The organism is Exiguobacterium sp. KKT215 (genome assembly GCF_055635335.1).
This window is the reverse complement of the sequence record NZ_CM145756.1, coordinates 2,878,138-2,894,510: the sequence shown is the minus strand read 5'-3', so window position 1 is coordinate 2,894,510 and position 16,373 is coordinate 2,878,138. Positions and strand designations below refer to the sequence as shown.

The following is a 16,373-nucleotide window of genomic DNA, read 5'->3' as shown; positions in this document are numbered from 1 at the left end:
GAAGATGTCAACCCGATTCAAACAAAAGATTGACGCGGGGCTCGGATTCGCCTATAGTTGAGTACATGCGATGAGCTGGTCTATGTAAGACGGCGGACATTCCTTCGGGAGCACGTTGTGGAGCGTGGTTCGACGCGGTAGACTTTTCGAGAGCACCTCTAGTGAGAGGTGCTCATTTTTTTGTATATGGGGGATTATGATGCAACTACATACCATCCATCACGTGGCGATTATCGCCTCAAATTATGACGAGGCGAAACGGTTCTACATCGATATCCTCGGTTTCGACGTCATCCGCGAGCATCATCGTCCGGACAAAGGCGATCACAAGATCGACCTGCGGCTCGGCGCGTACGAGCTCGAGCTGTTCATCAAACCGGACAGTCCGAAACGGCCGAGCTTCCCGGAGGCGTGTGGACTCCGTCATCTCGCTTTTAAAGTCGACGACATCGAGTCGGTCGTCGCCGAACTGAATACGCACGGTGTCACGACGGAACTGATTCGGTTTGACACGTTCACGGGCGAGAAGATGACGTTCTTCTTCGACCCGGACGGTCTGCCATTCGAACTGCACGAATAAACCCCTTCAAGCGAAGGGGTTTTTGTTATGGGCGCACGTAAGACAAGAGCATCTCTCGCAACACCCGCTGTTGGATGAGGGGCTCGATGTCGTCCTCTAAATAACTGATGTGAGACTTCAAAATGATATTGTTACCGAACGTACCGAACGCGTTGATGATGGTGACGACGGTTGCTTTCACGTCGAGATTGCTCCGGAGCGAACCGTCCGTCTTCCCGTCCGCGATGAGCGGTTCGAGCGTCTCCATGATCTCGCGCTGCAACTCGATATAGTCGTCAATCCCAGGGAGGGGACTTGCGACGAATGAGGCATAGCTTTCGAACGCCTCGCGGAAACGAGAGTGGCTCGTCCGCTTCACTTGTTGGTCGAGCAGATAGTCGAGAATCGCCTCGAGTCGCGAGTAGGCATCTCCCGGTCGGTTCGTCAGTTGTTTGAACGCATCGAGCGTCGGTGCCAAATTGCGAACGGCCGCAGCGACGATCAATTGGTCTTTTTTCGGAAAGTAACGGAACAACGTCGCGACCCCGAGCTCGGACGCGTCAGCGATATCCTGCATTTGCACCCATTCAAACCCGTCTTGTAAAAAGAGCACCTCGGCTTGCTCGATGATACGATTCAAACGTTCTTCTTTATTTTGTTGTCGTTTACTCATAAAATCACCTCTTTGTATCTCGTTATTATACCGTGTCGAGGCAGTTTCGTTGAGAATCGAATGTGCATCGACTACTATAGTGATAGTTAGACTATCACATTTAAGGGGATGGAGCTGGAATTATGCGGTTAACGGGGAAAGTAGCGGTCATTACGGGGGCAGGCAGTGGTATGGGTGAGGAGACGGCCAAGCTGTTCGCACGCGAAGGGGCGACCGTCGTCGCGACAGATATCAATCTTGAAGCGGTGACGCGCGTCGTGGAAATGATCCGGTCAAACGGAGGAGAAGCGATCGCGCTTCAACACGACGTCACGTCACGCAACGATTGGGAAAACATTTATAACGAAGTCCAGTCCGTGTGCGGCAAGCTCGACGTGCTCGTCAACAATGCGGGCATCGCGCTCGCAAAACCGTTCTTGGATCAGACGGAGGAAGACTGGGCGCGCACGTATCGAATCAATATCGATGGCGTCATGCTCGGAACGCAATATGCGATTCCGCTCATGGAGCAAAACGGCGGCGGGTCAATCGTCAACATCTCGTCCATCTCAGCGCTCACAGGTATGGCCGGTGCCGGTGCCTATACGGCCTCGAAAGGAGCCGTCCGGTCGCTCACGAAAGCGGCGGCCGTCGATTACGGCAAGCACAACATTCGCGTCAACTCGGTCCATCCGGGCTATATCGTGACACCGATGAGTGCGCCGCATATGGAGCACCCGGACTATAAACAACATTTCTTGAATCAAATCGCTTTGCCGAATCTCGGTCGGGCTGAAGAAGTGGCGACGGCCGTCCTCTTCCTCGCGTCGGATGAAGCAAATCACATCACGGGAATCGAACTTCCGGTCGATGGGGGCGTCACAGCAAAATAAGCTATACCACTCGTTCAGGTCGGAGGAATTTTCCTCTGACCTTTTTTTAAATTATTTTTCGAAAAAACCATATTAGAGATAGACAAATCGAGAGTTTCCTAAAATAATGAAATTAAGTGATTTTTTGTAGTTAATTGTTGGAACCTTCAAGCTATTATCACGTATACATGAATTGACGGATCCGTCGGTTGAAGCTTTGGACATATAGAAATGAGGAGAACAGATGAAAGCAACATGGAAACAGGTTTTATCATTCGTCACGGTGCTCATGCTCGTATTGGCATTGATTCCACCACAAGCGAGTGCGGACGCTGGAGCGGGGATGCAAGAGGCGAAGACGCTCAGCCCAGGGGTAGAAGTCACGTTCGAAACCGGGACAGACGCCACGAATACATACTGGTTCAAAATGGAACGGGGGACTCCATCAGCGATGACGCATATGGAAGTTCAGTTCGATTCGACGAAACTCGCGAACATCTCGGTCTATCCAAGCGCCGATTTGGCCGCAAAAGATGAAACGTTCGAGCAGTATCGTTCGAGCGCGACACAAGAAGAGGGACAGCAAACGGCGACGATTCGTTTCCCGTATGCATGGGAAGGCCCGTACTACATCAAAGTGGAGTATCTCCCGATGATGGAAGAAGAAACGGTGTCGCCTTCAGACATCAAACTCGTCTACAACCCGGTCAAATTGCCGGTCAAGTATGAAAACATTGAGACGGAGGCGGGCATGTGTGCCGTCGAATCGATTTTAAATCCGGCACCAGAGCGCGACTCGATGTTGAAACTCATCCGTCGCATTCAGACGGAAGTGTTGGCACAATCGGAGTCAGGCAACGATTTGGCCGCCTTGTACTATCGGACGTCGCCATACCTCATCAAAGCGATGGTGAAAGACGGCGCGAAACGCCAACAAGCGTACAACGATTTGAAGGCATTACAGCCACTCATGAACGCGCTCGTCGACCGGAAATCATACACGCTCACGCAAGCGGATGAAGCGGCCATCGAACGGTTACAGACGCTCGTGACGTCAAGCGTGCCGACAGCATTGCAAGCAGAAGTCGACAAGGTAGCAGCTAAGCTTGGAACGGGTACGCTTGCCGGAACACCGCTCCAAGATGTAATGGGTAAATTCGGGGTATCGATTGAAGTCGATGACGCGCCGCGTTATATCGTCAAATACAAGTCGTCACCGAGCAAGTCGCTCGGCAAGATGAACGCATTGTCGAACGTCTCAGCGGAGAAAGTCGATCTCGGTCGCCCGGGTGACCACTTCGCGGTCGTCGACATCGAAGCGGCGAACACGAAAACGCAAGCGACGGCCAAGTCGACGCTCGAGCGTGACGCGAACGTCGAATTCATCGAGCCGGTCCAGACGTATCAAGCGTTCATGGCCGACACGAGTTACGACTATCAATGGTCACTCAATTCAAAATCGGTATTGGCGCCGTTCCAAGATGCTGGAATCGGCATTGACGCTTACGAGGCACTCAACTTGCCGGCACGATCGGTCAAAGTGGCCGTGCTTGATACGGGTGTCGATTATCGCCTCCTTGACTTCAAAGGACGCGTCGATATTGCCAACGAGAAGAACTTTGTCGACCCGAACGGGGAAGGCAGTGCCATCGATGACCACGGCCACGGGACACATGTCGCCGGCGTCATCGGTGCGATTCAAAACAACGGGACATCGATGCGCGGTATGATGCCGGCCGTTTCGATTCTCCCGGTCAAAGTGCTCGATGCGAGCGGTTCTGGAGACACAGAACAAATCGCGCTCGGCATCAAGTATGCTGTCGATGCGGGAGCAAAAGTCATCAACATGAGCCTAGGCGGAAGCGAGAGCCGGACAATCGGTTACATGTTGAAGTACGCGTATGACCGCGGTGTTGTCGTCGTGGCGGCAACCGGGAACGATGGCGATTCAAGTGTGTCATACCCAGCTTCATCGAAATACACGATCTCGGTCGGTGCGACGAACACGTTCGGCATCGTCTCGGATTACTCGAACCACGGATACGGCGTCGACGTCGTGGCACCGGGAACGAAAGTCGCGAGCCTCGTGCCAAACGGTAACGTCGTCTATATGGACGGAACGAGCATGGCGACACCGCACGTCTCGGCCGTCGTTGGTTTGTTGTTATCGACACGTCCGACACTCAAAGTGGAAGAAGTACGTCAATTGCTCCATCGTACAGCGCAACCGGTCGCGTTCTCAGGTGGCGACGCGACTGGCGGAATGAGCTACGAAGATGGACTCAGCTATTTCATGGATGAGTCTGAAGAAGAGCTTCCGTTCAACTACGATTACATCAGCGGATACGGCAAAGTGAACGTGCATTATGCGGCTTCGATGCTACGTCTCTACGCCAAGCCAGGGATCGTCCGTGACAATTCGACTGTGTTTTCCGCGAGTGTGCAGAGCGGGACGAACGTGACGGTCTATAACGGCGAGAAACGTCTTGCGACAGGAACATCGAAACAGGCTCGTGTCGCCTTGAACGTCGGGGCACAAAAAGCAGGCACGACACTCCGTGTCGTCTATCGCAACGGCAAGCTCGTTTCGAGCGAACGTCTCCTTGTCACGAAAGGAGCTCGTCCGAAACAGCCGGTCGTCACGACGCCGCGTGCGAACGCGAAGCAAGTGACGGGTCGCGCCGATGCTGGAATGACGGTCATCGTGCGTGATGCGAAGCGCCGCGTCATCGGGAAAGGGACGACTGGACTCACAGGATCGTTCGTCACGAAGACACGCACGCTCAAAAAAGGAGAGCGTCTCTCGGTTCATATTGAAGATGCGAAAGGCCGCGCCAGCCAGATGAAGCAAGTCATCGTCAAATAAGTGCGCAAGCAACAAGGAGTTCGCCGCGGCGAACTCCTTGTTTTGTTTTCTACTCGAGGATGCCGAGGAGCTCCATGACCAATAAAACGAATAGTCCGGAACCGAGCGCGGCAGCGAAGAAGACGAGCACGGCGTACTCTTTTTGTTTCAAGATGGCCCACCATCCGGTCACGAACGCTCCGAGCCCGAGGACGGAGAACGTGGTCATATAGCTGAGCCGGAGCATGTTCGCGGCGTTGTCGCTCCAAAGCGCCGAGTGGAAGGTCGTATCGAAGTTATCGAGCAGGAGGAACGGCACGTACATGGCTAGGAACAAGCCGATGAGGATGATCGACCACTTGCCGACCGAGGTACGAGGGAACAAGGCGCCATTCATGACGATTCACCTCTTTTCGTTGCGAAATCATCTGCATAGAACTATTCCCGTTTTGACGAAAAGTTGGCGGATTTCGTGGAAACGACATGATATAGTCGAAATGAGAGAGCGAGGGATGGGAACAGTGGAACAGTTCAACATGAAACGGATGTGGGAAGACGGTTTGGAAATGGAAGTCGTATTGACCCTGAAAGGGAAATGGTGCGAGGTCACGGTGGACGAGTATGTACCCGCATCCGACATCGACACGCTGATCTCCACCTTATCCGCGTTCAATGCACGAAATGGGAAGTCGCCCCAGACGTGGACACTCGATGTCCCGCTCGTTCATGTCTCCTTGACGTTCGAACTGGCGAATGGGCGAGGGACCGTTCGAGTCAACGCCGTGGTCGAGCAAATGAAAGGCGATGGCGGGGACATGCAGGTGACGTTCTCGTTTGAGACGACGATGGGGCAGATGGATGATTTGCAGCGACAACTGTCTGTTTTCTTGGCGCGCGAAACCGACCTGGTCGAATCGCTTCGTCCGGAATAAGTGGCTAGGTCAAAACGAGAAAGCGGGTATAGAAAATGAAAACTCAATTCGAGATGGAACGGATTTGGATGGACGAGACGGAGCTGTTCTATCAGATTAGGCTTCAGCTCCATGCATCTGTCTGTTCGAGCAATCAAGATGTATATATGCAGGATGAGACACTGCAAGAACTGATTGACTCGATTGCTGGATTCAACAACACCTGGGGCAAGGAACCCGTGATTTGGCAGTTGTTGGACCCTGATGCGGATGACCATAAAATCAGCCTCACGTTCACGATGATTGATCGGACAGGCACGATTCAAGTCGACGTCTTCATCCATGACGAGTGGCAACACGATCCGTTCGACCACTTCCATGCGACCTTCAAGTTCAAGACGACGATGGGGCAACTCGATGACTTATGCGCCCAACTCAAATGCTTTATCCGACGAGAGACCGACCATGTCGCATCGCTCTATGAACGATGACAAGCCCAGACAAAAGCGTCTGGGCTTGTTTTAATACCATTCTTTCGGTTCGTAATTCAATTCGCGGAACAACTGCTCGCGCTCTTTCTTCGACAGGTCGCGCCATTGTCCGGGCGGGAGCTTGCCGAGCGTGATGTTCATGACACGTACGCGCTGAAGACGGTACACCTCGTAGCCGAGCGCTTCACACATGCGACGGATTTGGCGGTTGAGTCCTTGCGTCAGCGTGATGTTGAAATCGAACTTCGACAGTTGGTGGACTTTACACGGCAACGTCTTCTGGCCGAGGATTTTGACGCCGGCTTCCATCTGTTCGACGAACTCCGGGGTAATTGGCTTATCGACCGAGACGATGTATTCTTTCTCGTGCTCGCCCTCGGCGCGAAGGATTTCGTTGACGATATCACCGTCGTTCGTCATCAAGATGAGCCCTTCCGAGTCTTTATCGAGACGGCCGATATTGAAGATGCGTAGCGGGTGGTTGACGAGGTCGACCAAGTTGCCCTTGACTTTCTTCTCGGTCGTGCTCGTGATCCCGACCGGTTTATGGACGGCGATATAGACGTTGTTTCGTGCGACGCGGGCGGCCGAACCGTTGACGAGCACTTCGTCTCCTGGGTTCACTTGGTCGCCGATTTTCGCTTTCTTCCCGTTGATGGTGACCCGTCCTTCTTCGACGAGACGGTCGGCTTGGCGGCGGGACGCCTTGCCGGATTCACTGATGAATTTGTTGATACGCATAGATCCACGTCCTTTTTTTGGCTTCGTCCTCTCACTATAACTTATTTTACATGTGCCTGAAAGCGGGAAACGACCGAGTAGAGAGGATGTGGCACGATGGATCAGGCATGTGTGCTATTGCAAGACGCAATTCGATTTCAACAAGCGCTCATGACGTCGTCGTTTCAGGCGGAACTGATTGATGGCGCCTCGCCGGTCTTATGGTATGGGCGCCCGACGGAGCAACAGTGGCTCACCGTCGGGACGAACCCGTCGCGCGGCGAATTTTACGAACGGGACGGCACCGTCAGAAGTGGGGAATCGCAAAAGTTCTATTGGCGTGACGAATCACTCGATACCTACTTACAAGATGAAAGTGCGCTCGAAGCGACGCTTGACTATGCTGCGACTTACTTTGAGGGCGGACGGGCGACGACGAGTTGGTTCGGCAAACCGGGCGGGGCGAAGCTCGAGGCTCTGCTTGAGGGCATGGGACGCTCATTCTACGATGGGTCGGCACTCCATATCGACTTCTTCAAATATGCGACGTCGCGTCAGATGGGCCAATTGCAGACGGGACGCCAGTGGATGGAGCACCCGACATCGCTCGATTTGCTCGAACGGACGATTCGTTATGTGACCCCGTCCCGTTTGATCGTCCTGGGGCGGGATAACTGTGCGGCATTTACTGGGTTCACGCACAGTGAACGGCTCGACGCGTATCCGAGTGCCCGGTTCGAACTCGGTTATCACATGACGCTCGGTATCCCGATAATCGGGTTACATTTCAAACCGTCTGAAGTGTTCGTCGGTCTCGGGAACGGTCGAGACGCGTTCGGGCTTCACCATGGCTCGTATGCGAAACGGGAGCATCTGATGCAAATCGGGGCGGCCATCGAAGCGAGCGCTCGTCGTTATTTTGGCTGAACGTCAAGCTTTGGCGGCTGGACGCGTGTGATACTGCCCCAAAAGTTGAACTCGTTGAAATCGATATAGCGGATGTCGCGGGAGCGGTTATCGAGCACCTCGAGCAAGATGACGTCTGGAAAGCCGGGCTTGTGGAAGATGATGTACCCGATTCCGGTCACGGAGTGATTTTTATAAAATCCGTTCGCCATATTCAAGATGAAGGGGCGGTCGGCCGCGAGTTCACGCTCGAATGTCGACCATTTCCATAGATAACGTGAGCTGCTGTGCCCTTTGTAGCCGTAATGGGCCCATAGTTTCGTGACGATCGTACTGATTCGAGTCGGCGGTGTGCCTTTCTCGTCTTTGAACTGATGGGCGAGCGCAATCTCACGCGCGTCTCGTTGAATCTCGATTACGTCCTCTGGGATGCGCTCATAGCCAAGGTCATGGTAATAGCGGAAAATGGCCGTCATCGAGGTGAGCGTACAATTGTTCTTGCCCCCGCTGAACGCTTTTTGAAGCAACACTGGAACCCCGCTGATGCGCTTCTCGCTTTTGACCGTCCAATGGCCGTGATAGCGGTCGTTCACGTAGGCCTTAGGGTCGATGATTCCAGCATAGCCTTTCTTCGCTACTTCGAGCTGTCCGGCATAATGTTCGTCCATGACGCACCTCCCTTTTTCTTTATTATACAAACAACGCCCGTCCTCTGGAATGAGAGAACGGGCGTGTCGTCGTCAAAAGATGAGATGGGCGATCCCGACGATAATCGGTAACGTGATGATCGTCCGCAACAAGAAGATGAGGACGAGATCGAAGAACGAGATTGGCAATTTTGAGCCGAGCAACAATCCACCGACCTCAGACATGAAGATGAGCTGGGTGACGGACACACAGGCGATGACGAATCGCGTCAACTCGCTCTCGATGCCGCTGCCGAGCACGGCTGGTAAGAACATATCGGCGAACCCGACGACCATCGTTTGGGCCGCGGCCTCTGCTTCTGGCACTTGCAACAGCATGAGAATCGGTTCGAACGGTTTGCCGAGAATCGTGAACAATGACGTGTGCTCGGCGATGACGAGCGCAATCGTTCCGACGGCCATGACGACCGGCAAAATGCCGAGCCACATGTCGAGCACGTTTTGGAACCCGTCTTTGAACGTGGCGCCGGCGCCTTTACTCGATTTTGATTTGAGCAACGCTTGACGTAGTGCCCAGACGCGCATTGGGACATTCGCCGGCACCGGTTCTTCCGATTTCAATTCCGTTTTTTCATATGCCGTGTCGGGCTTACGGGACAACGGATAGATGCGCGGCATGATGAGCGCGGCGACGATACCAGACAAGATAATAGTTCCGTAATAATGCGGGAAGTAGGCGTCGAGTTTCATGTACGACAAGATGACGATTGTGAACGTGATCGAGACGACAGAGAACGTCGTGGCGATAATCGAGGCTTCCCGTTTCGTGTAGTAGCCTTCTTCATATTGTCTTGTCGTCAATAAAATTCCGATTGTGGCGTCCCCGACCCAAGACGCGAGCGCGTCAAGCGAGGCCCGACCCGGTAGACGGAACAGCGGGCGCATCACTTTGATGAGCATCGTGCCGACGAACTCGAGCAATCCGAAGTTCAACAGGAGTGGCAATAACATCCCGGCGAACAGGAACGTCGCGAACAAAATCGGGATTAAGTCATATAACAACAACCCACCCGTGAACTCGGACGTGATCGCCTCGGGACCGATGACGAGTAATGTCATGACGCCGGCGATGAAACCGATGACGCGCATTACAAACCAGAACGGTGTGACGTTGAATAACGTGTTCATGTGTGGACGCTCTAAAATGAACGCCGGTTTGACCGCGTACGTGATGAGTGAACCGACGACCGAGATTCCCATCATGATGACGGCAATCGTCGGTACGAAGTCGCCAATCAAATCAATCAGCCAGTTCGATAAAAAGGCAACGGGAATGGTGAACCCGTCACCAGACGGGATTGGGACGATGAAGAATAGAATCCCGATTAACGATGGAATGATGAATTTCATGTAATCTGCTGATGTGAATCTGGGCCCGTCATGACCGGACCGGTTTGGTGTGTGATTCATTCAATTTACCCCTTTTCCCCGAAAGTGTAGTGTGCGCTTCACTGGCACGTCCCCATCGTGCGTTACGTGAATTGCTATGAAGGAATAGCTTCTTCTCGTTCATTATAGAGAAGTGAACATCCAGCAGGCAACAACCCGTTGTAATTTTCTGAAAAAAGAAAGCGTTCTCAAGAGCGAACTATTCGTATTCTCCGGCTCACTTTAGTATGATGACGGCGAGTCTTACAAAATCGAGATATTCACCATATATACTTTAGGAACGGAGCGATACAGATGAGATTAAGTGTATTGGATCAAGCGCCGGTGACATCCGGACATACGTCAGAACATGCGTTACAAAGTGCGGTCGAACTGGCCCAATTGGCAGAAGAGCTCGGCTATTACCGGATGTGGATGGCCGAACATCACGGCGGCATGTCGTTCGCTAGCTCGGCACCGGAAGTCGTCGCGGCTTATATTGCGGCCAAGACAGAACGAATTCGTCTTGGGTCAGGTGGCATCATGATGATGCACTATTCACCGCTCAAAATGGCCGAAGTATTCAAGACGCTCAGTGCGCTCGCACCGGGCCGCATCGACTTTGGAGTCGGGCGGGCACCGGGTGGAGACGCCAACGCCATTTACGCGATGTCGCAAGGGCAAAAACCGATGATGGACGGCCTGTATGAAAAACTCGGGACGACACTCCAACTCATCAACGATGAGGCGCCGGAAGAACGATGGTATAAGAATACGCCGGCAGCGCCGACGGGTGTGAAGCTCCCTGAGGCATGGCTCCTCGGGTCGAGCGGGAACAGCGCCATCCAAGCAGGACGGATGGGGCTCGGCTATTCCTTCGCTCAATTCTTCAATGGGGAGCTGAGTGTCGCGGCGCTTGACGCGTATCGTCAGCACTTCACCCCGTCCGCTTTCATGGAGAAGCCGGACATCAGCGTCACGTATCTCGTCACGACGGCCGAGACGGAAGAAGAGGCCGAGTATTTGGCACGTCCATCCGATCTATCGCGCCTGTTCTTGATGAAAGGCCAGCTCCGCCAATTGATGAGTCCGGAGGCGGCACACGACTATCCGCTCACCGAAATCGACAAGATTCAAATCGCCAATAACCGAAAAATCCATCTCGTCGGGACACCGAAGCAGATTGCGACGCAACTGCAGGAAGAATCAGCCCATTATGGATTTGATGAGGCGATGATTTGCAGCATCCAGCATACACAAGAGAGCCGCTTGAACGTCTATCGGTTGCTCGCCAAAGAACTTCTATGACGAAAACGCACCTATTCCTAACGGAAAGGTGCGTTTGTCAGTTAGAGGAACAGTTGCATGAGCACGAACAAAGCGACAAGCCCGCCGAGCGAGACGGTAAAGAAGACGGCGACCGAACGTTCGTGATTGCGTAAGATTGTATACACCCCCACGACGAACGCACCGAGTGCGGCGGCGATGGCCAACATCGATACGATAGCCGCCCACGTGTTGTCGAATAACGTGTCGAAGTTGAATGGTTGAGCGGATTGGACGATGAGAGCAGACACGAGTAAGAGCACGAACACCGCAAGCAACAAGAGGACCGACCATTTTCCAGGCCGTGTTTGTGGATAGACGTTTCGACTGAGCATGATGGTTCACCTCACTTTTGCGACTTTTACTTATCTATACCCGATTATTGACCGCTCGTTAAAAACGTCTTCCCCTTTTTTTAAACGGTTTCGTGAACAAGACCGGCTAAAACCACTAAACTAGAAGAAACGGAGATTGCCTGGAGGTACAGTATGCAGCAGATGAAGATCGACCCGCACTATTTGTTTGACGTATTCGTTCAATTATATCGAATGGTGTTTTTGATGGAAGTGACGCCTGAGGGATATCGGTACGCACGCGTCAGTGAACAGGGGAAACTGGCGTCCTCGCTCCCGGACGATGTGAGTGGCTTGTATTTACATGATATGTATGCGGTCGATGTCGCCAACGAGTTAATCGTGCATTATGACGAAGTCGTCGCGACGCACGCACCGGTCTATTTCATGTCACAAATGAATATCGAGACCAATACCGCCCGTTTTGCTTCCTCGGTTCTCATGCCGCTTGAAGATGAGGCGGGTAACGTGCGCTATGTATTAGGGCTGACGACCGATTTGTCGGAAGAGGCAGAAATGAAGCTATTGAGTAGCATCGAGAACATCGATTATTTGACCGGGATGCCAAACTTGATGAAAGTGAAGCTCGAGCTCGAGAAGCTGTTCACGAAACAAGAAGGGGCGGAAGCGACGAGTGTCATGCGCTTGCACATCAATCGCTTTAAAATCATCTTATCTCTTCAAGGTGTGGAACAGTCCCATCGCCTGATTAAAGAGATGACGCGGCACTTATCGGACCTGTTGCCGAAAGGATCGATTATCGGACGCGTAGACGGTGAAGATTTTATCGCTGTGCTGCCCCACACCTCAATCGAGACAGCGACGATACATGGGGAACGATTGCTTGCGGCCATCGCAGCGTACACGTACCAAGTGGCCGAGACCGAGTTCGCTTTATCCGGTTGTCTCGGAATCAGCGCGGGGAGCGAGGACGCCGACCGGGTCATCATGAATGCGTCAACGGCGCTCCTCGAAGCGAGACAAGCGGGCAAGCAAATTATCAAAGTGTACGAAAAGGACGATTATGTCCAACATTATATCGATGAGATGACGATTGAGATGGAACTCATCAAGGGACTGAAAGCAGATGAACTGAGCGTCGTCTATCAACCGAAAGTTGGCTGTCAGGACGGGATGGTTCATTTTGAGGCGCTCGTGCGGTGGCATAGTGCGGCGCTCGGTAACGTCTCACCGGAAACGTTTATTAAGATTGCCGAAACGTCGCTCTTGATTGAAGACATTACCGGGTTCGTTTTCGACCGCGTCTGTCGTGACATGATCGAGCAACCGGACCTGTTTGCAGGGCGACGTGTCGCGGTCAACGTATCCCCGGTGTTGTTTCGGCAAGACTATATCAAACAGTTATTACAGGTGCTCGCGACATACGGGTTGAGACCAGAACAGTTCGAGTTTGAGATCACGGAACATACGCTTATGCAAGAACCGCTCCTTGGCATTCAGACGGTCGACTATTTGAAAACGAAAGGCTTTCGCGTGTTGATTGACGACTTCGGCGTCAGCTACTCTTCCCTCAATTACTTGAAGATGTTTGAGATTGACGGCATTAAAATCGACCGCTCATTCATCAGTCAATTAGATAAAGACAACGGCCTGAAAGAATATGAAATCGTCAAATTGATTGTCTCACTCGCTAAAAAATTGAATTTAGAGGTCACGGCCGAGGGGGTCGAGACGGAAGCACAGTATCGGGTGATGGAACAGCTCGGGTGTGATGAGATTCAGGGGTATTTCTTCAGTCGTCCGCTCCCGCTGAATGAGCTCCAACAGGCACTCGATGCGCTCGTCTATCAACATGCGGCGCTACGGCAACTCGAGTTGGCCACGACTTCTCCGTCGACGGTACTTGATGAACAAGAAGCTGAGCGATTGAAGACGATTCTGCGCCTTGAGATTTTAAACACTCCGCGAGAGGAGCGCTATGATCGGATTACGCGACTTGTCGCGCGCACGCTGAACATGCCGGTCGCGCTCATCTCGATTTTGACGACAGACCAACAATGGTTCAAGTCCTGTGCGGGTCCCTTGCTTGAGAGCCCACACGTGGACCAGGAATGGACGCTGTGTGATCGAGTCGTGACTGGCCAATCGTCGGTTGTCATCGAGGATGTGCAGACGTCTGAGGCCGGGACAAACAATCCGTTGCTTGAAAACCTCGGTTTTTATGCCGGTGTTCCGCTCACGACGCGAAGCGGACATGTCATCGGCACGCTTTGTGTGACGGACGAACGAGCTCGCACGTTTGACGAGGCAGCGTTGCAGTCGCTTGAAGATTTCGCGCGTTGGGTCATGGCTGAAATCGAATTGACGGAACAGACACGGGCCCAGGCCCAACGTCAACAGACGCTCGAGTCACTTTATGAGGTGACGGCACTTCATGAACCGTTCGGCAATAAACTAAAACGGATTCAGACGGTGCTCCGCGGCTGGATCGGCTATTCCCATGCCGTCGTCTTCTCGACGGAGTCGAAACATCGCGTCTTATCCGAGGACGGGGAAGGCAAGCTCGACTGGACGAGTGATGCCCTGCAACAACTTCATGCTTTGACGACAATCGGGCACCAAAAATTAGGTCGTGCCGAACTTGTGATCGATGGAATCGAGTTTAGCTCGATGATCAGTCTGCCGTTGTCCAATGATGGCAAGACGTTCGGTTGGGTCGTGTTCTTGGCCGAACAGGGCAGCTTGAACGACGTCGTCGACGCAGCGACGATCAACGAGATGACGGATACGATATTGCTCGTGACCCGGTGGATGGAGAACGAGATTCGGCGCGAACGTAAGCATCAGGAAGTCATCGAACTCATCACCCAAGACAGTTTGACGAAACTGGCGAACCGGCACTCGTTCATGACCGACATGAGACAAAAGATGAATCGGAAGCAGTCGGTCGTGCTGTTGTTCATCGATTTGGATGATTTTAAACAAGTAAACGATTCCTACGGTCATCTGATCGGGGACGAAGTGCTCATCGAGACGGCACGACGGATTCGCTCGTTCAGTCAAACGTATGACGGGAAGGCGTATCGCTTCGCAGGCGACGAGTTTTTAATCGTCATCGATGCGGAACGAGAAATAGTTGGAGCAGACCGATTTGAGGAGTTGAATCTTATCATTTCCCAGGAAATGAACGTCGGAGATGGCTTGTCCTTGCGGTTGTCGGCCAGTATCGGCGTCGCTTGCTCACAAGACCACGCTTCGCTCGATGCGATGATCCATCACTCGGATGCGGCGATGTATGTCGCCAAAAAATGCGGGGGAGATGGCTATTACGTGTACGACTCACATCAAGAAAATTGATACGGAGGCATTTAAAGTATTACAGATGAAGGAGGGGGCCAATCATGCAGTCACTTAAACAGCATTCGGACCGATTTTGGTATATGGACCCGGTCGCGGAGACCGATCGTCCCATTTTAGGGGCTGTCGTCGGCGACACCCATACGCTCATGATTGATGCAGGGAATTCTGAGGCGCACACGAACTTATTTCTAGACGCCTTGGCTGAACGGGGCATCAAGCGGCCGACGCTCGTCGCGTTGACGCATTGGCATTGGGATCACATCTTTGGTTTGTCGGCGCTGACCGACGCCGTCTCCATCGCGAGCACGGCAACAAAAGCCGGGATGGAACGACTGTTACCCTACGCGTGGGATGATGCTTCGTTAGCCGAACGGGTCGAGGACGGACGCGAGATTGCGTTTTGCGCAGAAGCGATTCAACTCGAATACGGCGCGGAGCGATCGATGCGCGTCGTCTTACCGACGATGACGTTCGATGATACGCTCACCCTCGACCTTGGCGGGGCGCACGTGATTTTGAAGCACGTCGGCGGCGATCACGCCGCTGATGCAGTCGTGATTTACGTGCCAGAGGAAAAGGTGTTGTTTTTAGGAGATGCGCTCTATGCAAACTTGTACGCGCCGTCTTGGCGGATGAGCCCGACGCAGACGTTGCGTCTCCTGGATGTACTCGACCAGTTCGAGGCCGAGGCGTACGTCTGGTCGCACGGTCAAGTCGTGACCCGCCTGGAATATGAGAAAGACCGAGATGTTTTACGTCATTTGGCCCAAATCACCCTCGATTTCCCGGGAAATAAAGAGGCGATAACCGCTCAGTACGAGCGTTTGACAGGTCGGGCCGTCGACGAGGAAGTGCAAGAGCTGATCTCGTTCTTCGTGAACGGTTCGAGCGAGGGACGGTGATGGACATCATACGGATTCACGACGAGGCCGAAGCATTTCAACAGTTTTTGACGAGTCGATTGCGGATGTTCAATGACACCCACTCGGTGCACCATCGTGAGATCCGCAACGCGGACGTGCCGGTCGTCCAGCTGAAAGTGGAACAGGACGGGGACGTGATCGCAGGATTGTTCGGGAGCGTCTATTGGGGCTGGTTCGACTTGGACCGGCTCTGGGTCGCGTCAGAACATACGGGGACCGGCCTAGGGAGCCGTCTGCTCGAGGAAGGGGAGCGGTTTGCCCGTGACCTCGGAGCGACGCGCGTCAAGTTGACGACATTCTCGTTTCAGGCGAAGGCATTTTATGAACGCTTCGGCTATGAAGTCGCCGGTGTGCTCCGTGATTATCCGCCGGGTTCGGACTACTATATGATGACGAAACGGTTATAAAAAAGGCGACTC

The 16,373-nt window shown here is 53.1% G+C and carries 16 protein-coding genes; 10 read left to right on the top strand and 6 right to left on the bottom strand.

The window, feature by feature from the left end:
- Positions 1–199 precede the first annotated feature (199 nt).
- Positions 200–580 carry an SMU1112c/YaeR family gloxylase I-like metalloprotein gene (gene gloA2, locus ACZ2GZ_RS15130; protein ID WP_214715302.1) on the top strand — a complete coding sequence of 127 codons (381 nt, stop codon included), beginning with the start codon at positions 200–202 and terminating at the stop codon, positions 578–580.
- A 25-nt stretch (positions 581–605) separates the two neighbouring features.
- Here the strand turns inward: gloA2 and ACZ2GZ_RS15125 are convergent, their stop codons facing one another.
- The gene (locus tag ACZ2GZ_RS15125) at positions 606–1,232 is read right to left on the bottom strand and encodes a TetR/AcrR family transcriptional regulator (RefSeq protein WP_214715300.1); all 627 of its coding nucleotides are present in this window, start codon (positions 1,230–1,232) and stop codon (positions 606–608) included.
- 122 nt (positions 1,233–1,354) lie between these two features.
- Between ACZ2GZ_RS15125 and ACZ2GZ_RS15120 the strand changes: the two genes are divergently transcribed.
- The gene (locus ACZ2GZ_RS15120) at positions 1,355–2,104 is read left to right on the top strand and encodes an SDR family NAD(P)-dependent oxidoreductase (RefSeq protein WP_058765259.1); all 750 of its coding nucleotides are present in this window, start codon (positions 1,355–1,357) and stop codon (positions 2,102–2,104) included.
- Positions 2,105–2,327: 223 nt separating this feature from the next.
- On the top strand, positions 2,328–4,949 hold the full coding sequence (locus tag ACZ2GZ_RS15115; protein ID WP_214715298.1) for a S8 family peptidase: 2,622 nt from the start codon (positions 2,328–2,330) through the stop codon (positions 4,947–4,949).
- A 49-nt stretch (positions 4,950–4,998) separates the two neighbouring features.
- On the opposite strand, the gene ACZ2GZ_RS15110 is transcribed toward ACZ2GZ_RS15115, so the two are convergent.
- Positions 4,999–5,325 carry a hypothetical protein gene (locus ACZ2GZ_RS15110; RefSeq protein ID WP_214715296.1) on the bottom strand — a complete coding sequence of 109 codons (327 nt, stop codon included), beginning with the start codon at positions 5,323–5,325 and terminating at the stop codon, positions 4,999–5,001.
- Positions 5,326–5,440: 115 nt separating this feature from the next.
- Between ACZ2GZ_RS15110 and ACZ2GZ_RS15105 the strand changes: the two genes are divergently transcribed.
- A complete protein-coding gene (locus ACZ2GZ_RS15105; protein ID WP_214715294.1) occupies positions 5,441–5,860 on the top strand; it encodes a hypothetical protein in 420 nt (139 codons plus the stop codon).
- A 35-nt stretch (positions 5,861–5,895) separates the two neighbouring features.
- Positions 5,896–6,330 (top strand): hypothetical protein, encoded by a 435-nt coding sequence (locus tag ACZ2GZ_RS15100; RefSeq protein ID WP_214715292.1) that lies wholly within the window; start codon positions 5,896–5,898, stop codon positions 6,328–6,330.
- A gap of 30 nt (positions 6,331–6,360) precedes the next feature.
- On the opposite strand, the gene rluF is transcribed toward ACZ2GZ_RS15100, so the two are convergent.
- Positions 6,361–7,071, bottom strand: a complete 711-nt coding sequence (gene rluF, locus ACZ2GZ_RS15095) for a 23S rRNA pseudouridine(2604) synthase RluF (RefSeq protein WP_021067926.1) — start codon at positions 7,069–7,071, stop codon at positions 6,361–6,363.
- A 96-nt stretch (positions 7,072–7,167) separates the two neighbouring features.
- Between rluF and ACZ2GZ_RS15090 the strand changes: the two genes are divergently transcribed.
- On the top strand, positions 7,168–7,977 hold the full coding sequence (locus ACZ2GZ_RS15090) for a hypothetical protein (RefSeq protein ID WP_214715290.1): 810 nt from the start codon (positions 7,168–7,170) through the stop codon (positions 7,975–7,977).
- Here ACZ2GZ_RS15090 and ACZ2GZ_RS15085 read toward each other — a convergent pair.
- The gene (locus ACZ2GZ_RS15085) at positions 7,965–8,624 is read right to left on the bottom strand and encodes a C39 family peptidase (protein WP_029596392.1); all 660 of its coding nucleotides are present in this window, start codon (positions 8,622–8,624) and stop codon (positions 7,965–7,967) included. The genes ACZ2GZ_RS15090 and ACZ2GZ_RS15085 overlap by 13 nt on opposite strands.
- A gap of 72 nt (positions 8,625–8,696) precedes the next feature.
- A complete protein-coding gene (locus tag ACZ2GZ_RS15080) occupies positions 8,697–10,073 on the bottom strand; it encodes a YjiH family protein (RefSeq protein WP_214715282.1) in 1,377 nt (458 codons plus the stop codon).
- Between the two features lie 273 nt (positions 10,074–10,346).
- Here ACZ2GZ_RS15080 and ACZ2GZ_RS15075 point away from each other — a divergent pair, with 273 nt between their 5' ends.
- Complete coding sequence (locus ACZ2GZ_RS15075; RefSeq protein ID WP_029596391.1) at positions 10,347–11,339, top strand: LLM class flavin-dependent oxidoreductase; 993 nt, start codon at positions 10,347–10,349, stop codon at positions 11,337–11,339.
- 41 nt (positions 11,340–11,380) lie between these two features.
- On the opposite strand, the gene ACZ2GZ_RS15070 is transcribed toward ACZ2GZ_RS15075, so the two are convergent.
- Complete coding sequence (locus tag ACZ2GZ_RS15070) at positions 11,381–11,692, bottom strand: hypothetical protein (RefSeq protein ID WP_021067931.1); 312 nt, start codon at positions 11,690–11,692, stop codon at positions 11,381–11,383.
- Positions 11,693–11,845: 153 nt separating this feature from the next.
- Here ACZ2GZ_RS15070 and ACZ2GZ_RS15065 point away from each other — a divergent pair, with 153 nt between their 5' ends.
- The 3 genes from ACZ2GZ_RS15065 to ACZ2GZ_RS15055 are packed head-to-tail and all read left to right on the top strand — an operon-like array spanning position 11,846 to position 16,361.
- Positions 11,846–15,028, top strand: coding sequence for an EAL domain-containing protein (locus ACZ2GZ_RS15065; protein ID WP_470295378.1), 3,183 nt, complete (start codon positions 11,846–11,848; stop codon positions 15,026–15,028).
- A gap of 44 nt (positions 15,029–15,072) precedes the next feature.
- On the top strand, positions 15,073–15,933 hold the full coding sequence (locus ACZ2GZ_RS15060; protein ID WP_029596388.1) for an MBL fold metallo-hydrolase: 861 nt from the start codon (positions 15,073–15,075) through the stop codon (positions 15,931–15,933).
- Positions 15,933–16,361: a GNAT family N-acetyltransferase gene (locus ACZ2GZ_RS15055; protein WP_051627766.1), complete on the top strand. Its 429-nt coding sequence runs from the start codon at positions 15,933–15,935 to the stop codon at positions 16,359–16,361. The genes ACZ2GZ_RS15060 and ACZ2GZ_RS15055 overlap by 1 nt, the downstream gene beginning before the upstream one ends.
- Positions 16,362–16,373 lie beyond the last annotated feature (12 nt).

Coding starts and splice junctions, on each gene's coding strand:
- ACZ2GZ_RS15075 (WP_029596391.1), top strand. CDS start 10,347: ATGAGATTAAGTGTATTGGATCAAGCGCCGGTGACATCCGGACATACG.
- gloA2 (WP_214715302.1), top strand. CDS start 200: ATGCAACTACATACCATCCATCACGTGGCGATTATCGCCTCAAATTAT.
- ACZ2GZ_RS15085 (WP_029596392.1), bottom strand. CDS start 8,624: ATGGACGAACATTATGCCGGACAGCTCGAAGTAGCGAAGAAAGGCTAT.
- ACZ2GZ_RS15070 (WP_021067931.1), bottom strand. CDS start 11,692: ATGCTCAGTCGAAACGTCTATCCACAAACACGGCCTGGAAAATGGTCG.
- ACZ2GZ_RS15120 (WP_058765259.1), top strand. CDS start 1,355: ATGCGGTTAACGGGGAAAGTAGCGGTCATTACGGGGGCAGGCAGTGGT.
- ACZ2GZ_RS15110 (WP_214715296.1), bottom strand. CDS start 5,325: ATGAATGGCGCCTTGTTCCCTCGTACCTCGGTCGGCAAGTGGTCGATC.
- ACZ2GZ_RS15125 (WP_214715300.1), bottom strand. CDS start 1,232: ATGAGTAAACGACAACAAAATAAAGAAGAACGTTTGAATCGTATCATC.
- ACZ2GZ_RS15100 (WP_214715292.1), top strand. CDS start 5,896: ATGAAAACTCAATTCGAGATGGAACGGATTTGGATGGACGAGACGGAG.
- ACZ2GZ_RS15055 (WP_051627766.1), top strand. CDS start 15,933: ATGGACATCATACGGATTCACGACGAGGCCGAAGCATTTCAACAGTTT.
- ACZ2GZ_RS15065 (WP_470295378.1), top strand. CDS start 11,846: ATGCAGCAGATGAAGATCGACCCGCACTATTTGTTTGACGTATTCGTT.
- ACZ2GZ_RS15090 (WP_214715290.1), top strand. CDS start 7,168: ATGGATCAGGCATGTGTGCTATTGCAAGACGCAATTCGATTTCAACAA.
- ACZ2GZ_RS15060 (WP_029596388.1), top strand. CDS start 15,073: ATGCAGTCACTTAAACAGCATTCGGACCGATTTTGGTATATGGACCCG.
- ACZ2GZ_RS15105 (WP_214715294.1), top strand. CDS start 5,441: ATGGGAACAGTGGAACAGTTCAACATGAAACGGATGTGGGAAGACGGT.
- ACZ2GZ_RS15115 (WP_214715298.1), top strand. CDS start 2,328: ATGAAAGCAACATGGAAACAGGTTTTATCATTCGTCACGGTGCTCATG.
- ACZ2GZ_RS15080 (WP_214715282.1), bottom strand. CDS start 10,073: ATGAATCACACACCAAACCGGTCCGGTCATGACGGGCCCAGATTCACA.
- rluF (WP_021067926.1), bottom strand. CDS start 7,071: ATGCGTATCAACAAATTCATCAGTGAATCCGGCAAGGCGTCCCGCCGC.